Source organism: Massilia alkalitolerans DSM 17462, assembly GCF_000427785.1.
In the GTDB taxonomy this organism is placed as follows: Bacteria; Pseudomonadota; Gammaproteobacteria; order Burkholderiales; family Burkholderiaceae_D; genus Telluria; species Telluria alkalitolerans.
The window spans coordinates 18,713-43,623 of record NZ_ATYR01000007.1 but is presented as its reverse complement, the minus strand read 5'-3'; the positions used below and the strand labels follow the sequence as shown (position 1 = coordinate 43,623).

The window sequence follows — 24,911 nt, the reverse complement described above, 5'->3', positions numbered from 1 at the left end:
TTGTTGTTGGGTCGACTATAGGAAAAGCCCGGTGCCGGCTCCAGCCATTTGCGACAGGCGGTCGAAAACAGAGGGTGAATGCCAGATGATCATACTTCTCGCTGGTGACAATTGTGTCGTTTTGGTGACAATTGAAGAGAAGTTGAATTACCCGTTTGCAACAGGAATATAATGATGTAACACAAACGCATGTACTGCCGGTGTTCCAAAACCTTCCCATGCTCTCCTTCTTCCCCCGCTCACTGACGCATTCGCGCAGCCTCGTGCTGGCGGCAGCGCTGTGCATTGCGTCCGGCGCGGCCGCCGGCACCGGCCTGGACAACTCCGCTCCCCTGGGGCAGCGCCTGGCGGAACTCCGTGAACTCAACAAGTACGTTCCCGAACGCGCCCTGCCGCTCCTGATCGCGATCGAGCGGGAAGGCCGTGCGGCGCCGCTGGAGGAGCGCGCCGAATTCCTGAACCAGCTGGCCAATGGCTACGACAGCCTCGGCAAGCTCGGCGAAGCCACCCCCATTGCCGACGAGCTGGTGGCGCTCGGCCGCCAGCACGGCAACAAGGTGGTGCTGGCCAAGGGCCTGCTGCGCAAGGGCTACATGGCTTACCGCCGCTCAGAACTGGCGGAATCGCACCGCCTCATCTGGGAAGCCGAGCGGCTGGCCCTGGCCACCGACGACATCGACCTGAAGGTGCGGGCGACCATCTCCTCGGGCGAGTCCTTCGCCGAGGAAGGCAACTTCCCGAAGGCGCTGGAGCGCCTGCAGGTAGCGGTGGCGCTGGCACGCAAGCATGGCGATCCGACCCAGATCGTCATGTCGCTCAATGCCCTGATCCGCCTGTACACGCAGATGCGCGCGTACGACAAGGGCTTCGAAGCGCTGGCCGAAGCCCTCGACGCGGCGGCGAAGACGAAGTCGCCGGGCCGCATGGCGACCGTGAGGCATGCCGAATACTTCCTCGCGGCCGCCACCGGCCAGTACGGGCGCGGCCTGAAGGCGCTGCTGGAGAGCCTGGCCATCGAGCGCAGCATCGGGGCCGATTCGATGGCCGCCTATTCGCTGGTGAACCTGTCGGACTGCTACCTGAAGCTGCGCGACTACCGCAATGCGGCGCTGTATGCCGAGCAGACCGTCAGCGCGGCGCGCGCGCTGAACGACGCCGGACTGGAGGCGACCGCGCGCCTGAACCTGGGCCAGGCCTACCTGGCCACCGGCCGCCTGGAGGAAGGCAAGCGCCACATCGAAGCCGGCATGACGGCCTACGAGAACCTGGGCGACCAGCCGCAGCTGCAGGCCGTGCTGGTGGAATACGGCCAGGCGCTGGAACGCGCCGGCGACCTGGCCGGCGCGCTGCGGGCCTACCATCGCGAACGCAGGATTTCGAACGAGCTGTTCGAGAAGCGCCGCCAGCGCGCCGTGCTCGACCTGCAGGAGAAATACGAGACCGAGAAGAAGCAGCGCGAGATCGAGCTGCTGCGCAGCGAGAACGAGGTCAGCCACCTGCAGCAGCGCGTCTGGTGGCTGCTGGCGGCGGTGTTCGCCCTGGCCTCGATCGTGGTCGGCCTGCTGTACCGCAAGGTGCGCCAGGCCAACGCCAAGCTCTACGAAAAGAACAAGGAGCTCAAGCAGCAGAGCGTGCGCGACCCGCTGACCGGGCTGTACAACCGCCGCCACTTCCTCGACTACATGCGCACGATGCCGCAGCCGGAGACGCCGGTGAAGGCCGCGGAGCCCGAACAGTGCGGTGCATTATTCCTGCTGGACGCCGACCACTTCAAGCACATCAACGACACCTGGGGCCATGCGGCCGGCGACGCGGTGCTGACGGCGATTTCCGCCAGCCTGCGCGAAATCCTGCGCGAGACCGACATGATCGTGCGCTGGGGCGGCGAGGAATTCCTGGCCTTCCTGCCGTCGATCCCGCGTGCGGGCCTGGACGAGGTGGCGCAGCGCATCCTGGCCGGCATATCGGCGGTGAGGATCGCGCACGGCGGCCAGACCCTGAGCGTGAACGTGTCGATCGGCTTCGCGCCCTTCCCGCTGAGCTGCGGCGGGGCGGTGCTGCCGTGGGAACGCGCGGTCAATCTGGTGGACATGGCGCTCTACCTGGCCAAGGCGCACGGACGTAACCGCGCCTATGGCCTGCAGGGCTTCAGCGATGCGTCGCAGGTATGCGTGGAAGAGGTCGAGCAGAACCTGGAACAGGCCTGGCGCAAGGGGCAGGTCAGGATGTCGACCGTGCTGGGGAGCCAGCAGGATTGTCGCGCCAGCGCGTGATCAAATCAAATATGCACGGACGCAACGCTTTTGAAGGCTGCAAGGTCTAGATATGCATTGCCGCAATACATCCGTTAGCTGAACGCGCGGCCGGCGGAGCCGGCCACCCTACGGTGTAGATGACACCGAGTCGGTCTAATCGACCACGTCCTGGATTTTCTCGCCCGCGTTCTCGACCTTCTTGCCGACTTCCTCGGTAGCCCGCTTCAGGCCGCCCTTGGCGTCGCGGGTGGCATCCGCGACCTTCTCGCGCGCCTCTTCGGTCGCGCGGTCGACCTTGGCGAGTTCCTGGTCCACCTGGCGCGACACCTTCGCACCGGCCGCGTCCAGCGCCTTGCCGGCGCGCTGGGCCGGCCCCATCGCTTCTTCGTCACGGCTGCAGCCTGCCAGCGCGGCAAGCAGCAGCAGCGTGCCCAACATGCTCGTCTTCATGGTTGACTCCAGCTGTCTGCTTGCCGGCCAGCATACACCGGCGCCGAAAAACGTGGCTGACGCTTGGCTCGGGTAGCCGCTCACTCGTTGCGCGAGGGATCGGCCAGCGGGTGTTCGCGCTCGTCGACGATCTCCAGCCGCAGGGCGCGAGTCTGGTCGTCCTCGCCCCAGCGCTTGGTGAACACGGCCAGCCTGGCCAGCGCCTTGTCGTAGGCGCGGGCGCGCCGCAGTTTCTTGATCGCGCCGGTGGCATCGATCCAGGCCCTGGCGCGCTGCTCGGCGCGCGTGCAGTCCGCGGCCGCCTTGTTGAGCGACTGCTGCACCTGGCGCAGCTGTTCGGGCGTGGCGCGGGTGCTGCGCAGGGCGATCAGTTCGTCCTGCGCGTCCCTTGCCTTGCACTCGACGGCCAGCGCCACCGCACGGTCCATGCGCCGCTCGATGCGGCTGCCCTCCGGGCGCACCATCACCCAGATCAGCCACAGCGCCGCCAACGCGGCGATCCACCAGCGCAGCCGGATCGGCGCGCGCCGCGGTGGCTGGGCCGGCGACGGGCTCGCTGCCGCACGGCCGACGCCGGGTGGCGGCGGAATGCCGCGTCCGGGCTGCGGCTGCGGTAGCGGCCGGGCCGGCCCTTGGGCCTGGGACTGTTGCGTCCCTGCTCCCATTGCCGCACCAAGGGCCGGGCCTGCGGCCGGGACCGGAGGCGGCGGCGTGGTCGGCGCCGGCGTCGGGGCGACCGTCGGCGCGGGCGTCGGTGCGGCAGTCGGCGCCGCCGCCGGCGCTTTCGTCAGCACCGGCGTCACCGGCTGGACGGCCTGTTGCGCCGTGCCGCACCATGGACAGAAATTCACCCGCCTCGGCATCAGGCGCCCGCAATGCGGGCCGATGCAGCGGTAGACCGCGTCGTCTTGCACCATGCCGTCCTTCATTCGGGATCCGGAATGCCGTCACCGGCGCCGCGCGGGACGTCGTCCGGGTCGGGGATCGCATCGCCCAGCACCGCCGCCAGTTCAGGCAGCGCAGCGACCGTGCTCCACTTGTCCAGCTTCGGGTTCCAGGCCATGTTCCAGGCGCGCGTCGCGCCGTCGATCTCGCCCCGCTCCGCCTGGCGCGCGATCTCGTCGATCGTGAAGGGGCCGCGCTGCGCGCCCTGCACGAACAGCTTGTAGCGCGGCCCGTCCGCCTGCCCCACGGCGCTCACGACCGGAGGGAGCTTGGCCAGCTCCACCGCCGCCGCGGCGCGTCCCTGCAGCACCGCCGCCGCATGCGCGTCGCTGTGCAGGTACTGCGGCAGGATCACGCGTTTGTCCACCGGCCGCTCGACTTCCCAGCTGTAGGCGTCGCTGGCGGAATCCGGCACCGCCTCGGTCCACCCCTGGATGCTGCTGAGCGCGGTCTCGATCTGGCTCGGCGACAGCGTCGGGTCGAGCGCGGCGGCACGCCGGATCCACCCGTCGTACAGGCGCCGCGCGGTGATGTTCGGCAGCGAAGGGGACGGCAGCTGGGCGCCGGTCTCGTCCACCTCCAGGCGCGGCTCGTAGACGCGCAGCTGGTAGTAGCGCATCAGGGCCGCCAGCAGCACCAGCTGGTGCGGCCCCACGTTGGCCAGGCGGTGGCGCACGGCGCCGATCACGCCGTCGCGGTAATACGGCGGCAGCCCGTTGGAGCGGATCGCAAATTCGTTGCCGATCTGGAGCCACTCGCCCGAACCCGGCTCGACCTCGAACAGGTACTGGCCGCGCGGCTGGAAGCTGGCCTCGCGGTCGCCCAGGTCGGCCTTGCGGCGGATGACGCCGAGGGCGATCGCCTGCAGGAACCATTCGTAGTCGTCGGCCAGGCGGTTGAGTTCATCCATCGAGGGCGACAGCGGATGGCGGAAGCGCGTGGCGTCGAAATGCAGGTGGGTCGGGATCTTCGGGTTCTCGATCTGGTACGAGGCGCGCCAGGTCGGCAGGCCGCGCAGCACGGTCATCGGGTAGCCCGACAGCTCGATGTAGCACACCGCCTTGCCGGAAATACCCGTGTTGACGACCGACAGCAGGTCGCCGTGGAAGTAGCCGGTGGGCACGGCGGCGCGCAGCTCGCCCTCCATCTTGCGCCAGGCGCTGACGTCGCCGACGCCGATGAAGCACTTGAACTGGTCGGCATTCGGCGTGAACTCGGCCGAGAAGCGCGCGTTCACCCAGGGCATGGCGCTGCGGATCCATTCGGCGAACACGCGCTGGCGTTCCTGGGGCGTCATGCTGTTCAGGCGCTCCAGCAGCGGGTCGACCGGCTCCGGCTGCTCCAGCTCCTGGGTCGACAGCTGCAGCTGGGCGCGGCGGAACAGCTTGAGCAGCAGGTCGGCGCGCAGGCGCTCGTCGCCCAGCTGCGGGAACAGGCGCGCCGAGCCGCCGAATTCCAGCAGCACTTCCTCGCTCCAGCTGCTCACGTCGCTGCTCAAGCGTACCGGCGGCGGCAGCGTGTCGCTGGCCAGCTTGATGTAGGTGGCGTGTTCCTGGCGCGCATCGGCGCGAAGCTGGCTGATGCGCTGATCGGCGGCCACCAGCATGGCCGCCACCATCCGCCGGCCTTCCTGGAATTCGCCGGCGACGCCGGTCCACTGGGCATTCCCGTGTTCGTCGGGCGCCTGCGGCTCGCCCAGCCAGGCCGACATATTGCGCATCACCTCGATCGACTGGTTGGCGGCGACCGCCAGCAGGTGGAAGCGCAGGTAGTCGGCGATGTCGCGCTTGAGGTGGTTCATGACTTCGCGCGCCTGCGGCTCCTTGCCGAACATGCGGCCGGCGGCCTGCGACAGGTTGTTCAGCGATTCCTCCACCTGGCGCGTGCGCAGCGCGTCGCGGATGTCGCGGTAGCGGCGCCCGTTGCGCTCGGCATTGGCGATGTCGCGCTGCGACAGGCGCGCCTTGACCTGTTCCAGCAGCGACAGCACGAATTCCAGGCCGCCCTGCTTGCGGTCGTCCAGCAGCGCGTACAGGCGCTCGCGCACGCGGGTCTTCTGGCGCGCCGTGACCTCGCTCGTATGGCGCTTGATGCGGTCTTCGCTGGTCTCGGCGGTGGCGCCGGCTTCGCGGATGGCGTCGCGTTCCAGCTGCGGCAGCAATTCCGCCACCTTCTCGCGCCACTGGCGGATGTCGTAGGAGGCCATGATGCGGTCGACCTCGAGCTGCACCTTGCTCTCGACGCGTTCGAGCAGCAGGCGCCCGTCCTTGTCGAGCAGCAGCGTGCCGGTGAGCGCATATTCCGGGAAGGGCGTCACGTCCACGGTGCCCTTGCGGAAATCGGGGAAGATGTCGAAGGGCCGCTCGGCCATGTCCATCTGCTCGCGCATGAAGCTGTCGCGTTCCTGGTCGCCGGCGCGGCGCGCATTGCCGTCGCTGCCGGCCAGGCCGAAGAAGGCCTTCACCATCAGCCCGGCCAGCTCGTAGGCGCGGATGTCGTCGCGCAGGCTCTGCTGGGTGTCGAGCACGGCCTGGCCGAAGGCCGAATACACCTTCGAATACGACAGGCGCATGTCGCCGAAGCGCTGCTCGGGCACGCGCGGGTTGTAGGGGCCGAGCTTGTGCTGCTGCTGGTTGACCGCCACCGAACGCTTGCGGTTGGCGAAATCGGCCGACGCGAAATCTTCGAACAGGGTGTCGGCCACCATCTGGTACACGTCCTTCACATCCAGGGTGGCCTTGTTGGCGAGGTTGGCGGTGTCGACGAAATACACGTCGTCGTAGGGCGCGCCGCGCCCGGTGATGCTGTCCGGGTCCATCCAGTGTACCTGCGCGTTCATGTCGCGCATGGCCGTCTCCAGCTCCATCAGGGTGGCGTAGGCATTGGCCTCGGTGCGTTCCTTGTTGGCCTTGGCGAAGCCGCCCGGCATCAGGAGCACCAGGTCGACCTGGCTGTCGGACACTTCCTGGCGCGCGATGGCTTTCGAGAGCCAGCCCAGGTCCAGCACGCTGCCGGCGCCGGTGCCGCCCGCGCAGGAGGCAATGACGACGATGCGGAACTTCGAGGTATCGACCTGCAGGCCGAGGCGCTGGTAGTTCTCCTTGCGTTCGATGCCGGCATTGCTGCCCAGGGAATTCAGGGCGCCCTTGATGCGTCCCCTCAGCTTGGGGTACTTGTCGAACAAATAGAGCCGCGCCAGGGCGCGGATCTGGCCCGCCCCTTTCGAGGGATCGATGCCGAGCGAACGCAGCTTTTTCGGACGCAGCGGCATCCAGCTTTCGATCAGCGGGAAGCGCGCCAGGCTGTCGTCGGACTCGTGGTACTGGGGCAGGTCGAGCGGCTCGACCAGGCGCTCCTCGTCGGTCAGCTTCACCAGTTCGTACCAGGGATCGGTGCGCTGCGACTTGCCCTCGTCGATGACGGCATTGTTGTCCAGGTCGAAGTGCAGGAAGCGCGCCACCGGGAAGTCGGCGATCGACTCCACGCGCGTGGGGTTGTGCCGGTTCCAGACCGCCGACAGGATGCGGCGGCGGATGCGCATCATGACTTCCATGCCGGTGCCGCCGGCGCCGATGAACAGCGTCGGGCGCAGGTCGACCTTTAACTCTGCCTTGGCGTTCAGGGCTGCTGGGTTGGGAAAATCTGCCATGTCGTTCTCTTTAAAGGATTACCGGCGGCCGATGAACAGGGCCGCGACCAGCGCCACCAGGCCCACCGCCACCAGGGGGCCGGTGACGGCGAAGGTCAGGAATTTGCTGGCGTTGATGATGGCCAGGACCGCGGCGGCCGACAGGAAGCCCAGGCCGACGAACAGCAGCCAGCCGGCGCTGCCCGCCGAGGAAGGCGCGACGCGCCGCACCACCAGGTGGTGCACGTAGGCGTTGCGCACGAAGAAGTACACCACCAGCAGGATCACGAATACCACCGCGCCGATCGCCAGGTCGCGCGTCGAGGTGTCGGTGGCCGGCACCGGCGCCGTGGTGGCTCCGGGCACCACTTCGACCGGGCGGCCGGCGGTGTCCGGCTGGGTCTGGGGCAGCGAGTCCTGGGGCGAAGCCGATTCTTCCGGCAGCTTGAAGCCGGGATCGGCGGGCGACGGGGCGCTGGGTGCTTGGGTGCCTTGCATGGTGGATCCTTTCTTCTTGTTTATTGTTAACAACGAGGGTTTCAGCGGCCGAGCCGGACCTGCGCTCCCTCACGCAGGTCGAGCAGCTGGTGGCCGAACAGGGTGGTCTTGAGCATCGCCACCTGGGCGCCGGCCTTGTCGTAGATCGGTTGCGTGGTGCCGGGACGGGCGCGCATGGTGCGCAGCTCGTCCTCGACGGTGACCTGGGCCACGCGCGGCCGGCCGTAGGCCCAGGCGGCTGCCCTGGCCGCGGCCAATAGCGCCGCTGCCAGGCCGCCCAGGGCCACCAGCGGCCCCATGCCGTAGTGGACTCGCACTTCGAGCGGCAGCACCGCGGTCGAGGCCTGCACGGTCGCCGGCGGCGTGAAGATGTCGGGCAGCGGGTCGCCCGGGAACAGGGCCGCCATGCGCTGGCGGAAGTCCTGCGACAAGGCGAGGCGCTGGTTCGCCAGGTGCAGCTCGATGCGGCCCGGCAGCACATAGGCCGAGCCGGCCGACTTGAGGGCCTCCATCGACCATTTGTCGGGCAGCTGCGCCACCGGCAGCTGCATCGTCGAGCCGAGCGGCAGCGGCTTGCCCGGCGCCAGGTTCTCCACCCGGCTGCTGGCCAGCTTGATCGGACGGTCCTCGCCGGCCAGCATCGAGCGCGCGCCGAGGGTGGCCGAGACGATGGTGTACGGGTACATCGCATTCTCCAGGTTCCAACGCACGCTGGCCCTGGGAGTGCGCGCATCCGGGTCGACGTCGGCGCGTAGCGCGCCTCCGGGCGCCTGCGAGAAGGACACGCCCGGCGCATCCTCCACCTGGGCTGGACTGAGTCTCACGGTGTCGCGGTCGAGCGGTTTCAGGCGCGCCGGCTGCTCGGTGATCACGCGGGCGATGCGGCCAGAAGCCAGCAGGCCATCGAGCGCCCGGCTGCCTTCCTTGCCGACCGCGAAGGCATACACCATCAGCCCGTTGGCCTGGTAGTGCTTGCCCTGGACCGGCATGCGCAGCGGGAAGGCCACCACCTTGTCGATGGCCTGACCCTTGTGGATCAGCTCATAGAATTCGCGGTTGCGCGCGGCTGTCGCCTGGTCGTTGTTCGGGCTGTTGCGGTTGTTGGTCACCAGCCAGACGATGCCCGGCTTGCCGCCGAGCGCCGTCGTGATGGCCGCCTGCACCGCTTCGCCGAGGTCGGTGTCGGCCAGCGCGCTGCTGTTCGGCTTGCGCGCGGTGTCCAGGTTCGCCAGCGCGCCGCCCACGCGGCTGCGCACCGATTTGTCGTCCGCTTTGATCGACAGCAGCGCCTTCGGTGACGGCGCGCCGGGCAGCGACTGGTTGAAGGCGGCCAGCACCAGCGCGTCGCCCGGCTGCACGACGGCGCCGGCCAGGGCGCCGACGAGCGGCTTGAACTGGCTCTTCGGGTCGCTGTAGAAGGGTTCCATCCAGCCCGAGTTCTGCACCAGGAAGACATGCGGCGTCGCCCACGCCCCCGCCATGGCGAACAGCGCCGCCAGCGCGGCAAGCAGGTGCTTGAAACGCGTCCTCATGCCGGCTCTTCCAGGCGCCAGCCGCGCATCGCATTCCAGTCCGGGTGGTGCAGCCACAGGCAGCCGTCGTAGACGAGGGGCACGCACTCGAGTGGACGCGACAGGCGCACCACTTCGTCGAGGATCACGTTGCGGCGGCCGATCCATTCGACCGTGGTGCGGGCGATCGTGCGCTCTTCCAGCGCATCCTCGGCGCGGCCGGTGACCTTGTGCATGCGCAGCACCAGGCCGCTCGGCTGGCTGCGGTTGTTGTTAAAGGCGCGCAGCAGCGGCAGCACCAGGGTTTCGTCCTGGTTCAGGTCTTCCACGTGTTCGCCCGACCAGGGCTCGTCGAGCACCGGGTGCCCGCGCCGGAACAGGAAGTTGGCGAAGCCCAGGCGTGCGCCGTCGATCGACGCCGTCTCCGGCCGCTCGCTGCCGAGTTCGAGGAAGGAGTAGCCCTGGCCGTCATGGCCGATGTGCCACAGGCGGCCGTCGCGGCTCTGGGTCGGCCCGCCGAAGGCCAGGCGCGGCTGCCAGCCCGGCGGCCAGGGCGTGAACAGCGGCGGCTCGCCCGGACGCCAGGCCAGTTGCCCCTGCTCGTGCAGCCAGAACAGGCGGCCGTCGTAGCCGATCGGACGCGACCAGCCGCTTGCGGGAACGTCGGGACAGGCGAATTCCTCGACCGCGTCGGCATCGATGCGCGCGCTCCACAGGCGCACCTGGCGACCGAACTGCGCTTCCGGCGCCACCAGGCAGGCGATGTGGCGGCGCATGGCGCCGGGCGCCGCGACCAGGGGCGCCTGCAGCACGGGCTCGAGGCGGTAGGTTTCGCTGACAGGATTGATCCACAGGCGTTGCAGGCCCGCGTTGGTCGGCACGATGGCGACTTCGCCGCGGCGCGGCTCCAGCACCGGCAGCCATGCATAGCTGGAGGCGGTGAAGGCCAGGCTGGCCGCGCCGTCGTCCGGCGCCATCACGTGCCACAGGCCGGCCACCGGGTCCCAGTACTGCAGCACGCCGCGGGTGTGCGCCAGCGCCAGCAGGCGCTGTTCGGGAAAGCCGTAATGGGCGGCGGCGAACACGCAGTAGGCGTTGGGCGGCGTCGGCATGCTCAGGTCGCAGCGGCCGACGTGCGGCGCGGCCGGACGTTCTTCCAGGCTGTCGCCGAGCGGCAGCGACGTGACCGGCAAGCCATGCGGCACATGGCGCGGCAGCATGGCATCGGCGCCCGGGCCCCACCAGCCGGGCTGGCGCGAAGGCGTGCCGGGGAGGCGTTGCAAGGGCTTGCCGCAGTTGGGGCAGAACACGAAACCTTCGGGGTAGATGGGCGCGCAGCCGCAGCTGGTCGGCAGCGAGGCGCCGAGCAGACGGGCAATATCGGGCAGACGCGCGGGCAGGCCGCCGGACGTGTGGGCCTGCCAGTCGATGCGGCCCAGCCCTTCGCTGGCCAGCAAGGCAAACTGCCCGCGCTCGTCCTCCTGCCAGACACTGGCAGGCGTTTCCCATCGGTATGTCATTCTCACCTTTTCGCCCAAATAATTGATCAACATCTAGCCAATGGAGGCTGTTGTTGTTGCTCAAATCATAGCGCCGGCCACTGCCGCGCGGCGCGCCGTACACGGGGTAGCACGCCCTGACACCTGAAGGATCAATAGACGGGACAAAAACGGGCTGAACCAGGGAACTTTTGGCCAACGTACGTATAATGGCGGCGATTTCGCATTCATTTCCCTCCAACATGCATACGCCAGTTTTGCCAGACCTCCCCTCGCACGCCATCGACGCCGCCACCGCGCACCTGCGCGACATCCTGGCGCTCGCGCTCGAATACGGCCCCGGGCAGCGGGCGCTGGTCGTCTATGACGAACGCACCCCCCTGGCGCGCGCCCTGACCGAGGGCTACCGCCGCAACCTGGGCGAGGCAAGCTTCCTCGACTTCGACAGCGCCACGCCCGAGGCGGTGCTGGCGGCCTTCCGCGCGATGGGGCCGAAGGACCTGGTGGTGCTGGTGCAGTCGACCAACTTCCGCCTCGACGGCTTCCGCATCCGGGTCGAGCTGTTCAAGCTGGGCCTGAAGGTGATCGAGCACGTGCACCTGTCGCGCATGCCGGGCCCGCAGTCGGAGCACTACATCGAAGCGCTGGCCTACGATCCGGCCTACTTCCGCGGCACCGGGCGTGCGCTCAAACGCCGCATCGACGCGGCGCCGCATGGGCGAGTCGAGGGCGGCGGCGAGACCCTGCATTTCAGTTCGGCCTTCGAGCCGGCCAAGCTGAACGTGGGCGACTACAGCGAGATGAACAACGTCGGCGGCCAGTTCCCGATCGGCGAAGTGTTCACCGAGGCGCTCGACCTGGAGGCGGTGCACGGCCGGGTGCAGGTGCACGTCTTCGGCGATACCAGTTACCGCTCCAACCGTCCGGACGTACCGGTGACCCTGGTCGTCGAGCGCGGGCGCGTGGTCGGCACCGAGAACGCGACCCCGGCCTTCCAGGAAGTGCTGGATAAAATCACCGCCGACGAAGGCGAGGTCTGGGTGCGCGAGCTGGGTTTCGGCCTGAACCGGGCCTTTACGCGCGAGCGCCGCGTGGACGACATCGGCACCTACGAGCGCATGTGCGGCATCCACCTGTCGCTCGGCGCCAAGCACGGCGTCTACCCGAAGCCGGGCTTCAAGCGCAAGGACGCGCGCTACCACATCGACGTGTTCGCGGTGACCGATGCGGTATACCTGGGCGACGAACGTGTTTACGCAAAAGAAGGCTGGATTTGTAACAACTAGTTTTTCTTCGCTTCACAAGTGCTACCATGGCCCGTTTGCAATCATTTCGTAGAGCGTTCCATGGCAGGAAACGTACCCTCTTGCGTCGACGAAATCCAGGCAATCGGCGCGGTACCGAAGATCCTGGAAACCGTCGCCGCCATGACCGGCCTGCGCTTCGTGTGCATCGCCCACGTCACCCAGGCCTCCTGGACCGCCTGCGCGGTGCTCGACAAGCTCGAATTCGGCCTCAAGCCGGGCGACCCGCTCGACGTCACCACCACCCTGTGCGAGGAAGTGCGCGATACCGGCGCCGCCGTGATCATCGACCACGTGCGCGAAAGCGCGCAGTACTGCGAGCACCACACCCCGCGCATCTACGGTTTCCAGAGCTACTTCTCGATTCCTGTCTTCAGGCCCGACGGCCAGTATTTCGGCACCCTGTGCGGACTCGACCCGGAGCCCGCCCGGCTCACCGATGCCGTCACCGTCTCGACCCTGCAGCTGTTCACCGAACTGATCGCCAAGCAGCTGGAGAGTGAGCGCTCGCTGGGCGAAGCGCGCGCCGCCCTGCTCGATGAGCGCGAGACGGCCGAGCTGCGCGAGCAGTTCATCGCCGTGCTCGGGCACGACCTGCGCACCCCGCTCGGTTCCGTGTTGTCGGCCAGTGAGATCCTGCTGCTCAAGCACCAGGACCCTTCCACCCGCCAGGTGGTCGAACGCATCCGCCGCAGCACCCGGCGCATGGCGGCCCTGGTCGAGGACGTGGTCGACTTCACGCGCGGCCGCATGGGCGGCGGCATCGCGCTCGACCTGCGCATGGTGAAGGGCGCCGACCTGCGCCTGTATGACGTGGTGGACGAACTGTCCGGCGTCTACCCGGAGCGCACCATCGACACCGCGATCCAGCCCGGCATGTCGCTGTATTGCGACCCGGAGCGGCTGGCGCAGCTGCTGTCCAACCTCTTGAAGAACGCCCTGGTGCACGGCAGCGAACACCATCCCGTGTTCGTGGTCGCGCACGTGCGCGAAGGCCGGTTCACGCTGCGCGTCACCAACGGCGGGCCGGACCTGAGCCCGGTCATCGTCGCCCAGCTCCTGAAGCCCTACTGGCGCGCCGCTTCGCGCGCTGGCAGCGAAGGCCTGGGACTCGGCCTGTATATCGTCGACCAGATCGCGCGCGGCCATGGCGGGGCGATCGAAGTCAGCTCGAGCGCCGGATCGACCTCGTTCACCTTCACGATGGCGGCGGAAGCCCTGGCTTGAGAAGGCGCTTGCGCCGCCTGCCGTATTTACCGATACTGTTGCTGATGAGGTAACTCGACAACAGTCAAGGGAGACGGCATGGACGCAAGGTGGATGGTGCGCGGATTCGCGGCAGTGGGTATGAGCATGCTGGCGTGCTTGCCTGCCCAAGCACAGGACGCGGACTCCATCGCGCGCATCGAACGCGGCCTGCGTCCCGCCGTGGCGATCCAGGGCGCGAAACTCGAGACCCGTACGCTGGCCGCCGAGATGGCGCGCCTGAACGTGCCGGGCGTGAGCGTCGCCGTCATCCGCGGCGGCAAGATCGCCTGGGCCAAGGGCTATGGCGTGACCTACGCGAACGGCGCCCCGGTTACCCCGCAGACCCTGTTCCAGGCCGCCTCGATCAGTAAACCAGTGGCCGCCATGGGCGCCCTGAAGATGGTCGAAGCGGGCCAGCTCGAGCTCGACGCCGACATCAACACCGTACTCACCAGCTGGAAGCTGCCGCCGGGACCGGCCAAGCGCCCGGCTAGCTTGCGCCAGCTGCTGTCGCATACCGCCGGCACCACGGTCTCGGGCTTCCGCGGCTATGCGGCCGGCGCGCAGGTGCCGACGCTGCAGCAGGTACTGGATGGCGCAGCGCCGGCGAACAGCGGGCCGGTACGCATCGATGGCATGCCTGGCGACGCCTGGAATTATTCGGGCGGCGGCTACACCGTGGTCCAGCAGGCCATGATCGACCGTTCCGGCCGGCCCTTCGACGCGCTGATGGAAGAGACAGTCCTCAAGCCGCTCGGCATGAGCGACAGCAGCTTCGCCCAGCCGCTGCCCGGCGCCTTGCTGGCCCGCGCCGCCCTGCCCCACTCCGAGAACGGCAAGCCCACCGTGGGTGGCGCCCACACCTATCCCGAGCTGGCGGCCGCCGGCATGTGGACGACACCGACCGACCTTGCGAAGTTCGCGCTTGCGCTGCAGCGCGGCGCGGGCGGCGCCGACGGCGTACTGTCCCCGACCATGACGCGCACGATGCTGCGCCCGGTGATGAACAACTATGCGCTCGGCCTGCAAATCGACGGCAAGGCGCCGCAGCACGCTTTTTCCCACGGCGGCAGCAACATGGGCTACCAGAACACGCTGTACGCCTACGTCGCGCGCGGCGACGGCGCGGTGGTGATGACCAATGGCGATGGCGGAGCCCAGCTGGCACAGTCCGTCATCCGCGCCATCGCGGCCGAGTACCGCTGGCCGAGCTACCAAACCGTGATGCGCAAGGCGATCGCGCTGCCGGCGGCCACCCGCGCCAAGCTCGCCGGGCGCTACGAGATCAAGGACCTGGGCGGCTTCGAGATCGCCGAGCGCGAGGGCAAGCTGATGGTGGCGCTGCGCGAGAACCAGTGGGAACCGCTGTATGCGGAATCGGCGCGCAAGCTGTTCGTGCTGTCGCGCGAGCTCGAGCTGCACATGGAAAACCAGGGTGGGCGCCTGGTGAGCGGCGCGTTCAACGTGGCGTTCAAGCGGGTTCGCTGAGCTTGTCCACGGCCGGATTGCGCAGCGGGCAGGCATCGAGCGGCTCGGCCAGGCGTTGCGCCAGCCCTGCGCGCAGTTCCGCCAGGCCAGCGATGCGCGCGTCGATGTCCGCCAGCTTGCGCGCCAAGGCAGCACGTAGTTCTGCGCCGGAGCTGGCCGGATCACTCAACAGGGGCATGCCCGCCTCGATCTCGGCCAGCGTGAAGCCGAGCGATTGCGCGGTGCGCAGGTAGCACAGCCACTCGACCGCTTCCGGCGGGTAGTCGCGGTAACCGTTACCCCGTCGGCGCGCCGTCAACAGGCCGCGTTGCTCGTAGAAGCGCAGCGCGTCGCGGCTCAGGCCGGTGGCTGCCGCCAGTTCTCCAATCTGCATGGCTCGTTCCCGAAAAATCGCTTGACCCTGGAGTGTACTCCAGGCTTGAGGATGGGGACTTCGTTATCCAAGGAGCCCTGCCATGCCGTTTTCCCTCGCCGCCAACCGCCGCATCGTGCGCGCCAGTGCCATCTACGACCTGCTTCTCACCGCCGCCTTTGCCACGCCGTGGACCTTCGCCCTCGCCCATGGCCAGATCTCGTCGCTGAACGCGACACTGGGCGGTGCTGCGCTGCCGGCCTTTGCACCCTTCCACCTGCTGTTCGCCTGCCTGATGGGCAGTGTGGTGCTGGTGTGGTCGACCCTGCGCATCCTCGAGCCGACGCAGCGTCTGGGGCGCTTCGACGGTGTCGCGCGTTTCCTGTTCTCGCTGTGGATGGCCTGGTGCCTGGCGCTGACCGGTGCGCCGGTGCTGTGGCTGTTCGTGGTGCCGGAGTTTGCCTGGGGTGTGGCGCAGTGGTGGCCGGTCCGTGGACAGGAAGACGGGCAGCGCTACAATGGCGTTTTGTCCCGAACTTCCCAAGCATGCTGACCACTGAACAGCGCAGCCAATACCAGCGCGACGGCTTCCTCGTCATCCCCGATTTCAAGAGCCTCGATGAGATCGCCGCCCTGCGCCGCCGTGCCGAGGAAATCGTCGACGCCTTCGACCCGGCCGAATCGCGCGCCATCTTCACGACGAAAGACCAGGCCCGCGCCAGCGATGCCTGGTTCCTCGGCTCGGACAACACGGTGCGCTGCTTCTTCGAAGAAGAAGCCTTCGGCCCCAACGGCCAGCTGCGCCAGGCCAAGGCGCTGTCGATCAACAAGATCGGCCACGCCATGCACGACCTCGATCCGGTCTTCGACGCCTTCACGCGCGACCCCAAGCTGGCCGCCGTGGCGCGCGGCCTGGGCCTCGAACAAGCGCAGGTCTGGCAGTCGATGTACATCTTCAAGCAGCCCGGCATCGGCGGCGAGGTGCGCTGGCACCAGGATGCCACCTTTTTCGACAGCGACCCGATCACCGTGACCACCTTCTGGTTCGCGCTGGAAGACGCGACCGTGGACAATGGCTGCCTGTGGGCCGAGCCGGGCGGCCACCGCGGTCCGTTGCGCGAGCGTTTCCTGCGCGATGGCGACACCATCACGATGGAAAAGCTGGACAGCACGCCCTGGCCGATTGATGGCACCGCCGTCCCGCTGGAAGCCAAGGCCGGCACCCTGGTCTGCTTCCACGGCCTGCTGCCGCACTACAGCGCGCCGAACCGGTCGCCGGTCTCGCGCCATGCATTCACCCTGCATGTCACCGATGCCCGGTCTGTTTACTCCCCGCGCAACTGGATCCAGCGCGGGGACGATTTCCCCGTGCGCGGCTTCGATCCGCACGAATAAGACACAGTTTCGGCCTGGGTGGGGATGCATATGCATCATGTATCAGCTTTTTTACAAATCCACTGAGCAATTGATAATTGGTAAAGCTAGAATAGTTTTTCCTATACCAATTAAAATTCCAGGGGAAATATGATACGTCTGCCCATCGGACTAGCCGCGCTGTGCCTCAGCGCCACGGTTTTCGCAGCACCGCCTTTCGACGACAAATTCCGCCAGCTCGACGAACTGCTGCCGACGCCGGGCGCCGTGCGCACCGCGTCAGGCGCGCCGGGCCACGCTTACTGGCAGCAGCGTGCCGACTACACGATGCGCGCCACGCTCGACGAGAACAAGCGTTCGCTCACCGGTTCGGGCACCATCACGTATCACAACAATTCCCCTGACACGCTGAAGTACCTCTGGCTGCAGCTGGACGAGAACATCTACAAGCCGGATTCGGCCGCCCGCAGCACCGCCACCCTGCCCTCGCGCGAAGCCTGGCAGGCGCGCGGCACCGACGGCGTGAAGTTCGACGCCCTGCGCACCCTGTTCACCGCGCGCGATTTCGACGGCGGCTTCAAGGTCGCCAACGTGCGCGACAGCGGCGGCCGTGCTCTGAAGCACACCATCAACGGCACCATGATGCGCATCGACCTGCCGCAGCCGCTCAAGCCGGGTTCGCGCGTGTCGTTCAGCCTCGACTGGAACTACAACATCAACGAACAGAAGGTGCTCGGCGGCCGTTCCGGCTACGAGAAGTTCGACGACGGCAACGACCTGTACGAGATCGCCCTTTGGTTCCCGCGCATGGCGGCCTACTACGATGTCTACGGCTGGCAGCACAAGCAGTTCCTGGGTTCGGGCGAGTTCACGCTGGAGTTCGGCGACTACGACGTGCGCATCACCGTCCCGGCCGACCACATCGTGGCCTCCACCGGCGAACTGCAGAACCCGAACGAGGTCCTGACCGCCACCCAGCGCCAGCGCCTGCAGCAGGCCAAGACCGCCAAGAAGCCGGTCATCATCGTGACCCAGGCCGAAGCCGAAGCCGCCGAGAAGGGCCGCGCTACCAACACCAAAACCTGGCACTTCAAGGCCAAGAACGTGCGCGACTTCGCCTTTGCCTCGAGCCGCAAGTTCATCTGGGACGCCCAGGGCATCAAGTCGGGCAACACCGACGTGATGGCCATGTCCTACTATCCGAAGGAAGGCAACCCGCTGTGGGAGCGCTACTCGACCCACGCGATCATCCACACCATCGAGCAGTACAACAAGTATTCCTTCGACTATCCGTACCCGGTCTCGATTTCCGTGAACGGCCCGGTGGGCGGCATGGAATACCCGATGATCACCTTCAACGGCCCGCGTCCGGTCAAGGACAAGAAGACCGGCGAGCTGACCTACTCGAAGCGCACCAAGTATGGCCTGATCGGCGTGATCATCCACGAAGTCGGCCACAACTACTTCCCGATGATCGTCAACTCGGACGAGCGCCAGTGGACCTGGATGGACGAGGGCATCAACTCCTTCGTGCAGTCGCTGGCCCAGGAAGCCTGGGAAGAAGAATGGGATGAGATGCGCGGCCATCCGCGCACGATCGTTCCCTACATGCGTTCCCAGAACCAGGTGCCGATCATGACCAACTCGGAGTCGCTCCTCCAGTTCGGCAACAACGCCTACGCCAAGCCGGCCGCCGCGCTGAACGTGCTGCGCGAGACCATCCTCGGCCGCGAGCTGTTCGACTTCGCCTTCAAGGAATACGCCGAGCGCTGGAAGTTCAAGCGCCCGACCCCGGCCGACTTCTTCCGTACCATGGAAGACGCTTCGGGTACGGACCTCGACTGGTTCTGGCGCGGCTGGTTCTACACCACCGACGCCGTGGACATCAGCGTGGACGGCATCACCGAGTACACCGTCAGCAGCAAGGATCCGGAAGTCGAGAAGGCCTGGGCGCGTGCGCGCAAGCAGGAAGAACCGATCTCGATCACCGACCAGCGCAACAAGGGCATGGAACGCCGCGTCGACCGCTTCCCGGAGCTGAAGGATTTCTATAACGAGAACGACGACTTCACCGTCACCAACAAGGACCGCAACAAGTTCAACGAGACCATGGCTGGCCTCGAGGACTGGGAAAAGGCCTTGCTCAAGGAAGGCAAGCGCCTGTACCTGGTGGACTTCTCGAACAAGGGTGGCCTGGTGATGCCGCTGATCGTGGAGATCACGACTAAGAGCGGCAAGAAATACATCGAGCGCATCCCGGCCGAAGTGTGGCGCCTCTCGCCGAAGAAGGTCACCAAGCTGTTCGTCACGGACGAAGAGATCGTGAGCCTGGTGCAGGACCCGTACTGGGAGACCGCGGATATCGACGTGAGCAACAATGCGTGGCCCGCCAAGGCAGTGCCGTCGCGCCTGGAGCTGTTCAAGTCCGAGCGTGAGCCGGCGAACAACCTGATGCGTGACTTCAACACCAAGCTGGCTCCGCCGAAGGCGGCAGGCCAAGAGGCGCCGAAGGCCGAGTAACACGCTTTCGACCCGTCATCACCGGCAGGGCTGCGCGCCCTGCCGTTTCTTTATTGAACAAGCAAATAGCATGAAAATCAAGCAACTGCAGGCGGTGATCGCCACCCTGTTCCTGGCCAGCGCCGCCCACGCCGCCCCGGCCTTCGACGACAAGTTCCGCCAGCTCGACGAGCTGCTGCCGACCGCCACCGACACCCGCACCGCCTCGGGCGCCCCGGGCCACCGCTACTGGCAGCAGCGCGCCGACTACCGCCTGCGCGCCACCCTCGACGAGGACAAGCGCGCCGTCACCGGTTCCGGCACCGTCACCTATTACAACAATTCGCCGGACACGCTGTCCTACCTGTGGGTGCAGCTGGACCAGAACATGTTCCGCGCCGATTCGGACAACCGCCGCATCTCGACCCTGCCCTCGCGCGAAGCCTGGCAGGCGCGCGGCAACGACGGCGTCAAGTTCGATACCTTGAGGGCCACCCTCGCACAGCGAGGCTTCGAGGGCGGCATCCAGGTCACCAGCCTGACCGGGAGCGACGGCCGCGCCTTGCGCCACACGGTCAACAAGACCATGATGCGGATCGACCTGCCGCAGCCGCTCAAGCCGGGCGCACGCGTGTCCTTCAACATGGCCTGGACCTTCAACATCCCCGAAGCGAACGTCGTCGGCCGCCGCACCGGCTTCGAGAAGTTCGACGACGGCAACGACATCTACCTGACTGCCCAGTGGTTCCCGCGCATGGCGGCCTATTACGACGTCAAGGGCTGGCAGAACAAGCAGTACATGGGCGACGGCGAATTCACGCTGGAATTCGGCGACTACGACGTGCAGCTGACCGTCCCGGCCGACCACGTGGTCGCCTCCACCGGCGAGCTGCAGAATGCCAACGCGGTCCTGAGCGCCGTCCAGCGCCAGCGCCTGGAACAGGCCCGCAGCGCCACGAAACCGGTCATCATCATCACCCAGGCGGAGGCCGAAGCCGCCGAGAAGGGCCGCTCGAAGGCCACCAAGACCTGGCACTTCAAGGCGAAGGACGTGCGCGACTTCGCCTTTGCCTCGAGCCGCAAGTTCATCTGGGATGCCCAGGCGATCAAGAGCGGCAACAAGGACGTGCTGGCGATGTCCTACTACCCGAAGGAAGGCAACCCGCTGTGGGAGCGCTACTCGACGGCCGCCGTGATCCACACCATCGAGCAGTACAACAAGTATTCCTTCGACTATCCCTACCCGACTGCGATCTCGGTGAACGGTTCGATCGGCGGCATGGAATACCCGATGATCTCGTTCAACGCCGGCCGCCCGGTGAAGGACAAGAAGACCGGCGAACTCACCTATGCGAAGAGCACCAAGTACGGCCTGATCAGCGTGATCATCCATGAAGTGGGGCACAACTACTTCCCGATGATCGTCAACTCGGACGAGCGCCAGTGGACCTGGATGGACGAGGGCATGAACAGCTTCCTGCAGTTCCTGGCCGAGGAAGCCTGGGAAGACAACTACCCCTCGCGCCGCGGCGAAGCGCGCAACATCGTCGACTACATGCGTAGCACCAACCAGGTGCCGATCATGACCAATGCCGAATCGACCATCCAGCGCGGTAACAACGCCTACGCCAAGCCGGCCGCCGCCCTGAACATCCTGCGCGAGACCATCCTGGGCCGCGAATTGTTCGACTTCGCCTTCAAGGAGTTCTCCGAGCGCTGGAAGTTCAAGCGCCCGACCCCGGCCGACTTCTTCCGCACGATGGAAGATGCCTCCGGCACCGACCTGGACTGGTTCTGGCGCGGCTGGTTCTACACCACCGACGCGGTGGACATCAGCGTCGACGGCGTCACCGAGTACACCATCAGCAGCAAGGATCCGGAAATCGAGAAGGCCTGGGCGCGTGCGCGCAAGCAGGCCGAGCCGATCTCGATCACCGACCAGCGCAACAAGGGCATGGAACGCCGCGTCGACCGCTTCCCGGAGCTGAAGGACTTCTATAACGAGAACGACGACTTCACCGTCACCAACAAGGACCGCAACAAGTTCAACGAGACCATGGCCGGCCTCGATGACTGGGAAAAAGCCCTGCTCAAGGAAGGCAAGCACCTGTACCTGGTGGACTTCTCGAACAAGGGTGGCCTGGTGATGCCGCTGATCGTGGAGATCACGACCCAGAGCGGCAAGAAGTACATCGAGCGCATCCCGGCCGAAGTGTGGCGCCTCTCGCCGAAGAAGGTCACCAAGCTGTTCGTCACGGACGAAGAGATCGTGAGCCTGGTGCAGGACCCGTACTGGGAGACCGCCGACATCGACGTGAGCAACAACGCGTGGCCTGCCAAGGCAGTGCCGTCGCGCCTGGAGCTGTTCAAGACCGAGCGCGATCCGGCAACGGGCAACCTGATGCGCGACGCGAAAACCAGGCTGGCGCCGGCCAGGACGCCTGACGCGGCGAAGAAAGCCGAGTAAGCATGATGTTTCGCCTGAAGCCCTCCTTCAAGGCGCTGTTCGCCGCCGCCCTGCTGTTTCTCAGCACGGCGGCGGGCGCACACCGCTTCCACATGGGGATCACCGAGGTCGCGTTCAATCCGCGCACCGGCAGCACGGAGATCGTCCATACCTACATGGCGCACGATGTCGAGGCGCTCCTGATGAACCTGTACGGCCGCCAGTTCGACCTGGGCGATCCGGACGACCAGGTGGTGCTGCGCAAGTATGTCGAAGAGCGCTTCTTCCTCAAAGGCGAGGACAAGGTGCGCCTGCCGGTGCGCTGGATCGGCATGACCGCCGATTCGCAGAGCGTGGTCATCTACCAGGAACTGGAGAACGCGCCGCTGTCGAAGACCGCCGCGATCCACCAGGGCGTGCTGATGGACTTCCTGCCCGACCAGGTCAATACCGTCAACCTCAATAACGCAGGCGCGATCCGCTCGCTGACTTTCACCCAGGCCGCCGTCGAGCAGCCAGCGCAAGAGAAACAACCCTGATGCTTCGTTCCAACCGTACTGCACTTGCCGGCGCCATCGCCGCACTGTTCCTCCATGTCCCGGCACTGGCCGACGACTTCGTCCTGCAGCGCGTCCTCGTCGAAGGCTCGCGCACCAGCCAGATCGGCATGACCGATTCGGCCAGCTCCGGCACCGTCGGCGCCAAGGACCTGGCCAACCGCACGGTGTACCGCCCCGGCGAGCTGCTGGAAGCGACGCCCGGCCTGATCGCCAGCCAGCACAGCGGCGAAGGCAAGGCCAACCAGTTCTACCTGCGCGGCTTCAACCTGGACCATGGCACCGACCTCGCCACCTGGGTGGACGGCATGCCGGTCAACCAGCGCAGCCACGCGCACGGCCAGGGCTGGACCGACCTGAATTTCCTGATCCCGGAAATCGTCACCCGCCTCGACTACCGCAAGGGTCCCTACTCGGCCACGGATGGCGACTTCGCCTCGGCCGGCAAGGCCTCGATCGCCTACGCCAACCGGCTGGTGTCGCCGCTGGCCGCCGTGACCGTCGGCCAGGACGCATACGCACGCACGGTGCTGGCCGCCTCGCCCGAGCTGGCGGGAGGCAACCTGCTGTACGCGCTGGAACTGATGAAGAACGACGGCCCATGGACGCGGCCGGACGGCTACCGCAAGATCAATGCGGTGCTGCGCTACAGTCGCGGCTATGCCAACAACGGCTGGACCGTCACCGCCATGCACTATCGCGGCCACTGGAACGCCACCGACCAGATCCCGCTGCGCGCCGTCACCAAGGGCCAGCTGGGACGTTTCGACACCATCGACCTGAGCGACGGCGGCGAGGCCGAGCGCAGCAGCCTGTCGGGCAGCTGGCGCCGCACCACCCAGGACACGGCCAGCAGCCTGAGCGCCTACGCGATCCGCAACAAGGGCGAGCTGTATTCGAACTTCACCTATTTCCTGAACGACCCGGTGAACGGCGACCAGTTCGCCCAGCCGGACCGCCGCGTGACCACGGGCCTGGACGGCAGCCACACCTGGCACGCCTACAAGCAGGGGGACATCGCCTCGGACATGACCGCCGGCTTCCAGCTCCAGAACGACAACATCTTCAACGGCTTGTACGACACCCGCGCGCGTCGGCGCATCGCGACCACGCGCGAAGACCACATCGTCGAGGGCAGCGCCGCCGTCTACCTGGAAAACGCCACGATGTGGAGCAAGGCGCTGCGCACCGTGGTCGGCGTGCGTGCCAATGCCTACCGCTTCAACGTCGACGGCGATCGCCCTGAAAATGCCGGCCGCGCCCGCGACAGGCTCGTCACGCCCACGCTGAGCGTGGCCTACGGGCCGTGGTCGCACACCGAGCTGTATTTCAACTATGGCCACGGCTTCCACAGCAACGACGCACGCGGCACCGTGGCGACCGTCGATCCGAAGACCCTGGATCCGGTCGACCGTACTCCGGGCCTGGTGCGCTCGCGCGGCGTGGAGCTGGGCCTGCGTACGGTGGCGATTCCGAAGACGGAAACCACGGTGTCGGTGTACCGCCTGGACTTCGATTCCGAGCTGACCTACATCGGCGACGCCGGCAATACCGAGGCGGGCGATCCGAGCCGCCGCTACGGCGTCGAGCTGTCGAACAGCGTGCGCGCCAACAAGTGGCTGACGCTGAACTTCGACGCGGCCTATGCGCGGGCGCGCTCGCGCGGCGGCAATCCGGACGGCGACAGGATCCCCGGCGCGGTGGAAGGCGTGGCCCAGGCCGGCCTAACCGTCGACCGTCTAGGTGCGTGGTCGGGCGCCCTGCGCCTGCGCTACTTCGGTCCGCGTCCGCTGATCGAGGACGACAGCGTGCGCTCGCGCCCCAGCCTGACGCTCAATGGCCGCGTGGGCTACCGTCTCGGCAAGGACATGCGCATCGAGCTGGAAGGCTTCAACCTCACCAACCGGCGCGATTCGGCGATCGACTACTACTACGCTTCGCGCCTGTCGAACGAGGCGGAAGCAGTCGACGACATCCACTTCCATCCGATCGAGCCGCGCTCCTTCCGACTCAGCTTCACGAAGAACTGGTAATTGCTCGTGGTCATGCTAGTCGCATTGAAACCTGCTACGCTAACTGGATGACGACACGTGAACTACCCTACACCGCTCCGCCGCAGCTGACGGAAGCCATCCGCAGCGAGGGCTATGCCCTCCTGCGTCCTCAAGATGTCGCGCGCCTGGCCGGCTGCTCGCTCGACGAGCTGCAGTCGCTGGTGCCGAGCTGGGACCGGCTCGAACTCGACAACTACCTCAAGGACGGCGGCCGCTACCGGCGCCGCCGCCATTCCTGCTTCATCGACGACAGCGACGACGCCGGCCACGCGCTGGTGCAGGTGCCGCACCGTCCGCACTGGCAGCCGGTCGAGTACAACGCCCTGCACGGCGGCATGCACCGCCTGTTCGAACCTGTCGAGACGGCGACCATCGCGAACCCGGCCTGGGGCCGCCTGCTGCGTGCCTTGGGCGACGTCTGCTCCAGCGTGCGCGGGCGCCAGACCTGGTACGTGGAAGCGCACCAGTTCCGCATCGATACCGCCGACGGCATCGGCCGCCCGACGCCGGAAGGCGCGCACCGGGACGGCGTCGATTTCGTCGCCGTCATTCTGATTAATCGCACCGGCATCAAGGGCGGGGAAACCCGGGTCTTCGAGGCTGATGGACCGGCAGGCAAGCGCTTCACGATGCTGGAGCCGTGGACCCTGCTGCTGCTCGACGATGCCGCCGTCATCCATGAGTCGACGCCGATCCAGCCGCTGGACGAGCATGGGCACCGCGATACGCTGGTGCTGACCTGGCGCGCCGGGTCCTTCCAGGGCGCGGACGTGGCGCAGACCGACTGAACGCGCAAAAAAAGC

At 66.9% G+C, this 24,911-nt stretch carries 18 protein-coding genes; 11 read left to right on the top strand and 7 right to left on the bottom strand.

What is annotated here, in order from left to right; translation table 11 throughout:
- The first annotated feature begins 218 nt into the window (after window positions 1-218).
- On the top strand, window positions 219-2,273 hold the full coding sequence (locus tag YWC_RS0109290; protein WP_027865114.1) for a GGDEF domain-containing protein: 2,055 nt from the start codon (window positions 219-221) through the stop codon (window positions 2,271-2,273).
- 135 nt (window positions 2,274-2,408) lie between these two features.
- Here YWC_RS0109290 and YWC_RS0109285 read toward each other — a convergent pair whose 3' ends face one another.
- From YWC_RS0109285 to YWC_RS0109255, 6 genes are all read right to left on the bottom strand, one after another.
- On the bottom strand, window positions 2,409-2,705 hold the full coding sequence (locus YWC_RS0109285) for a hypothetical protein (protein ID WP_027865113.1): 297 nt from the start codon (window positions 2,703-2,705) through the stop codon (window positions 2,409-2,411).
- An 80-nt stretch (window positions 2,706-2,785) separates the two neighbouring features.
- Complete coding sequence (locus YWC_RS33515; RefSeq protein ID WP_036213889.1) at window positions 2,786-3,634, bottom strand: zinc ribbon domain-containing protein; 849 nt, start codon at window positions 3,632-3,634, stop codon at window positions 2,786-2,788.
- The gene (locus YWC_RS0109270) at window positions 3,631-7,299 is read right to left on the bottom strand and encodes a tubulin-like doman-containing protein (RefSeq protein WP_027865110.1); all 3,669 of its coding nucleotides are present in this window, start codon (window positions 7,297-7,299) and stop codon (window positions 3,631-3,633) included. Before YWC_RS0109270 ends, YWC_RS33515 begins: the two co-directional genes overlap by 4 nt.
- Window positions 7,300-7,317: 18 nt before the next feature.
- Entirely contained in the window at window positions 7,318-7,776 is a 459-nt protein-coding gene (locus tag YWC_RS0109265; protein ID WP_027865109.1) for a hypothetical protein, read from the bottom strand.
- Window positions 7,777-7,817: 41 nt separating this feature from the next.
- Complete coding sequence (locus YWC_RS0109260; protein ID WP_027865108.1) at window positions 7,818-9,308, bottom strand: hypothetical protein; 1,491 nt, start codon at window positions 9,306-9,308, stop codon at window positions 7,818-7,820.
- On the bottom strand, window positions 9,305-10,807 hold the full coding sequence (locus YWC_RS0109255) for a hypothetical protein (RefSeq protein ID WP_027865107.1): 1,503 nt from the start codon (window positions 10,805-10,807) through the stop codon (window positions 9,305-9,307). The genes YWC_RS0109260 and YWC_RS0109255 overlap by 4 nt, the downstream gene beginning before the upstream one ends.
- 221 nt (window positions 10,808-11,028) lie before the next feature.
- Here YWC_RS0109255 and YWC_RS0109250 point away from each other — a divergent pair, with 221 nt between their 5' ends.
- From YWC_RS0109250 to YWC_RS28885, 3 genes are all read left to right on the top strand, one after another.
- The gene (locus tag YWC_RS0109250) at window positions 11,029-12,072 is read left to right on the top strand and encodes a hypothetical protein (RefSeq protein WP_036213886.1); all 1,044 of its coding nucleotides are present in this window, start codon (window positions 11,029-11,031) and stop codon (window positions 12,070-12,072) included.
- 60 nt (window positions 12,073-12,132) lie between these two features.
- Entirely contained in the window at window positions 12,133-13,317 is a 1,185-nt protein-coding gene (locus YWC_RS0109245) for a GAF domain-containing sensor histidine kinase (RefSeq protein ID WP_027865105.1), read from the top strand.
- Window positions 13,318-13,395: 78 nt separating this feature from the next.
- A complete protein-coding gene (locus YWC_RS28885) occupies window positions 13,396-14,826 on the top strand; it encodes a serine hydrolase domain-containing protein (protein ID WP_084416371.1) in 1,431 nt (476 codons plus the stop codon).
- On the opposite strand, the gene YWC_RS0109235 is transcribed toward YWC_RS28885, so the two are convergent.
- A complete protein-coding gene (locus YWC_RS0109235) occupies window positions 14,810-15,199 on the bottom strand; it encodes a MerR family transcriptional regulator (RefSeq protein WP_027865104.1) in 390 nt (129 codons plus the stop codon). The genes YWC_RS28885 and YWC_RS0109235 overlap by 17 nt on opposite strands.
- Window positions 15,200-15,281: 82 nt before the next feature.
- Between YWC_RS0109235 and YWC_RS28880 the strand changes: the two genes are divergently transcribed.
- The 7 genes from YWC_RS28880 (at window position 15,282) to YWC_RS0109200 (ending at window position 24,896) form a co-directional block, all read left to right on the top strand.
- On the top strand, window positions 15,282-15,731 hold the full coding sequence (locus YWC_RS28880; RefSeq protein ID WP_051306353.1) for a hypothetical protein: 450 nt from the start codon (window positions 15,282-15,284) through the stop codon (window positions 15,729-15,731).
- A complete protein-coding gene (locus tag YWC_RS0109225; RefSeq protein WP_027865103.1) occupies window positions 15,725-16,573 on the top strand; it encodes a phytanoyl-CoA dioxygenase family protein in 849 nt (282 codons plus the stop codon). The genes YWC_RS28880 and YWC_RS0109225 overlap by 7 nt, the downstream gene beginning before the upstream one ends.
- A gap of 129 nt (window positions 16,574-16,702) precedes the next feature.
- Window positions 16,703-19,072 carry a M1 family metallopeptidase gene (locus YWC_RS0109220; protein WP_036213881.1) on the top strand — a complete coding sequence of 790 codons (2,370 nt, stop codon included), beginning with the start codon at window positions 16,703-16,705 and terminating at the stop codon, window positions 19,070-19,072.
- 70 nt (window positions 19,073-19,142) lie between these two features.
- Complete coding sequence (locus tag YWC_RS0109215) at window positions 19,143-21,518, top strand: M1 family metallopeptidase (RefSeq protein ID WP_036213878.1); 2,376 nt, start codon at window positions 19,143-19,145, stop codon at window positions 21,516-21,518.
- 2 nt (window positions 21,519-21,520) lie between these two features.
- Entirely contained in the window at window positions 21,521-22,036 is a 516-nt protein-coding gene (locus YWC_RS0109210) for a DUF6702 family protein (protein WP_027865100.1), read from the top strand.
- Window positions 22,036-24,087 carry a TonB-dependent receptor gene (locus tag YWC_RS0109205; protein WP_036213876.1) on the top strand — a complete coding sequence of 684 codons (2,052 nt, stop codon included), beginning with the start codon at window positions 22,036-22,038 and terminating at the stop codon, window positions 24,085-24,087. Before YWC_RS0109210 ends, YWC_RS0109205 begins: the two co-directional genes overlap by 1 nt.
- A 47-nt stretch (window positions 24,088-24,134) precedes the next feature.
- The gene (locus YWC_RS0109200) at window positions 24,135-24,896 is read left to right on the top strand and encodes a 2OG-Fe dioxygenase family protein (RefSeq protein WP_027865098.1); all 762 of its coding nucleotides are present in this window, start codon (window positions 24,135-24,137) and stop codon (window positions 24,894-24,896) included.
- Window positions 24,897-24,911: the final 15 nt, after the last annotated feature.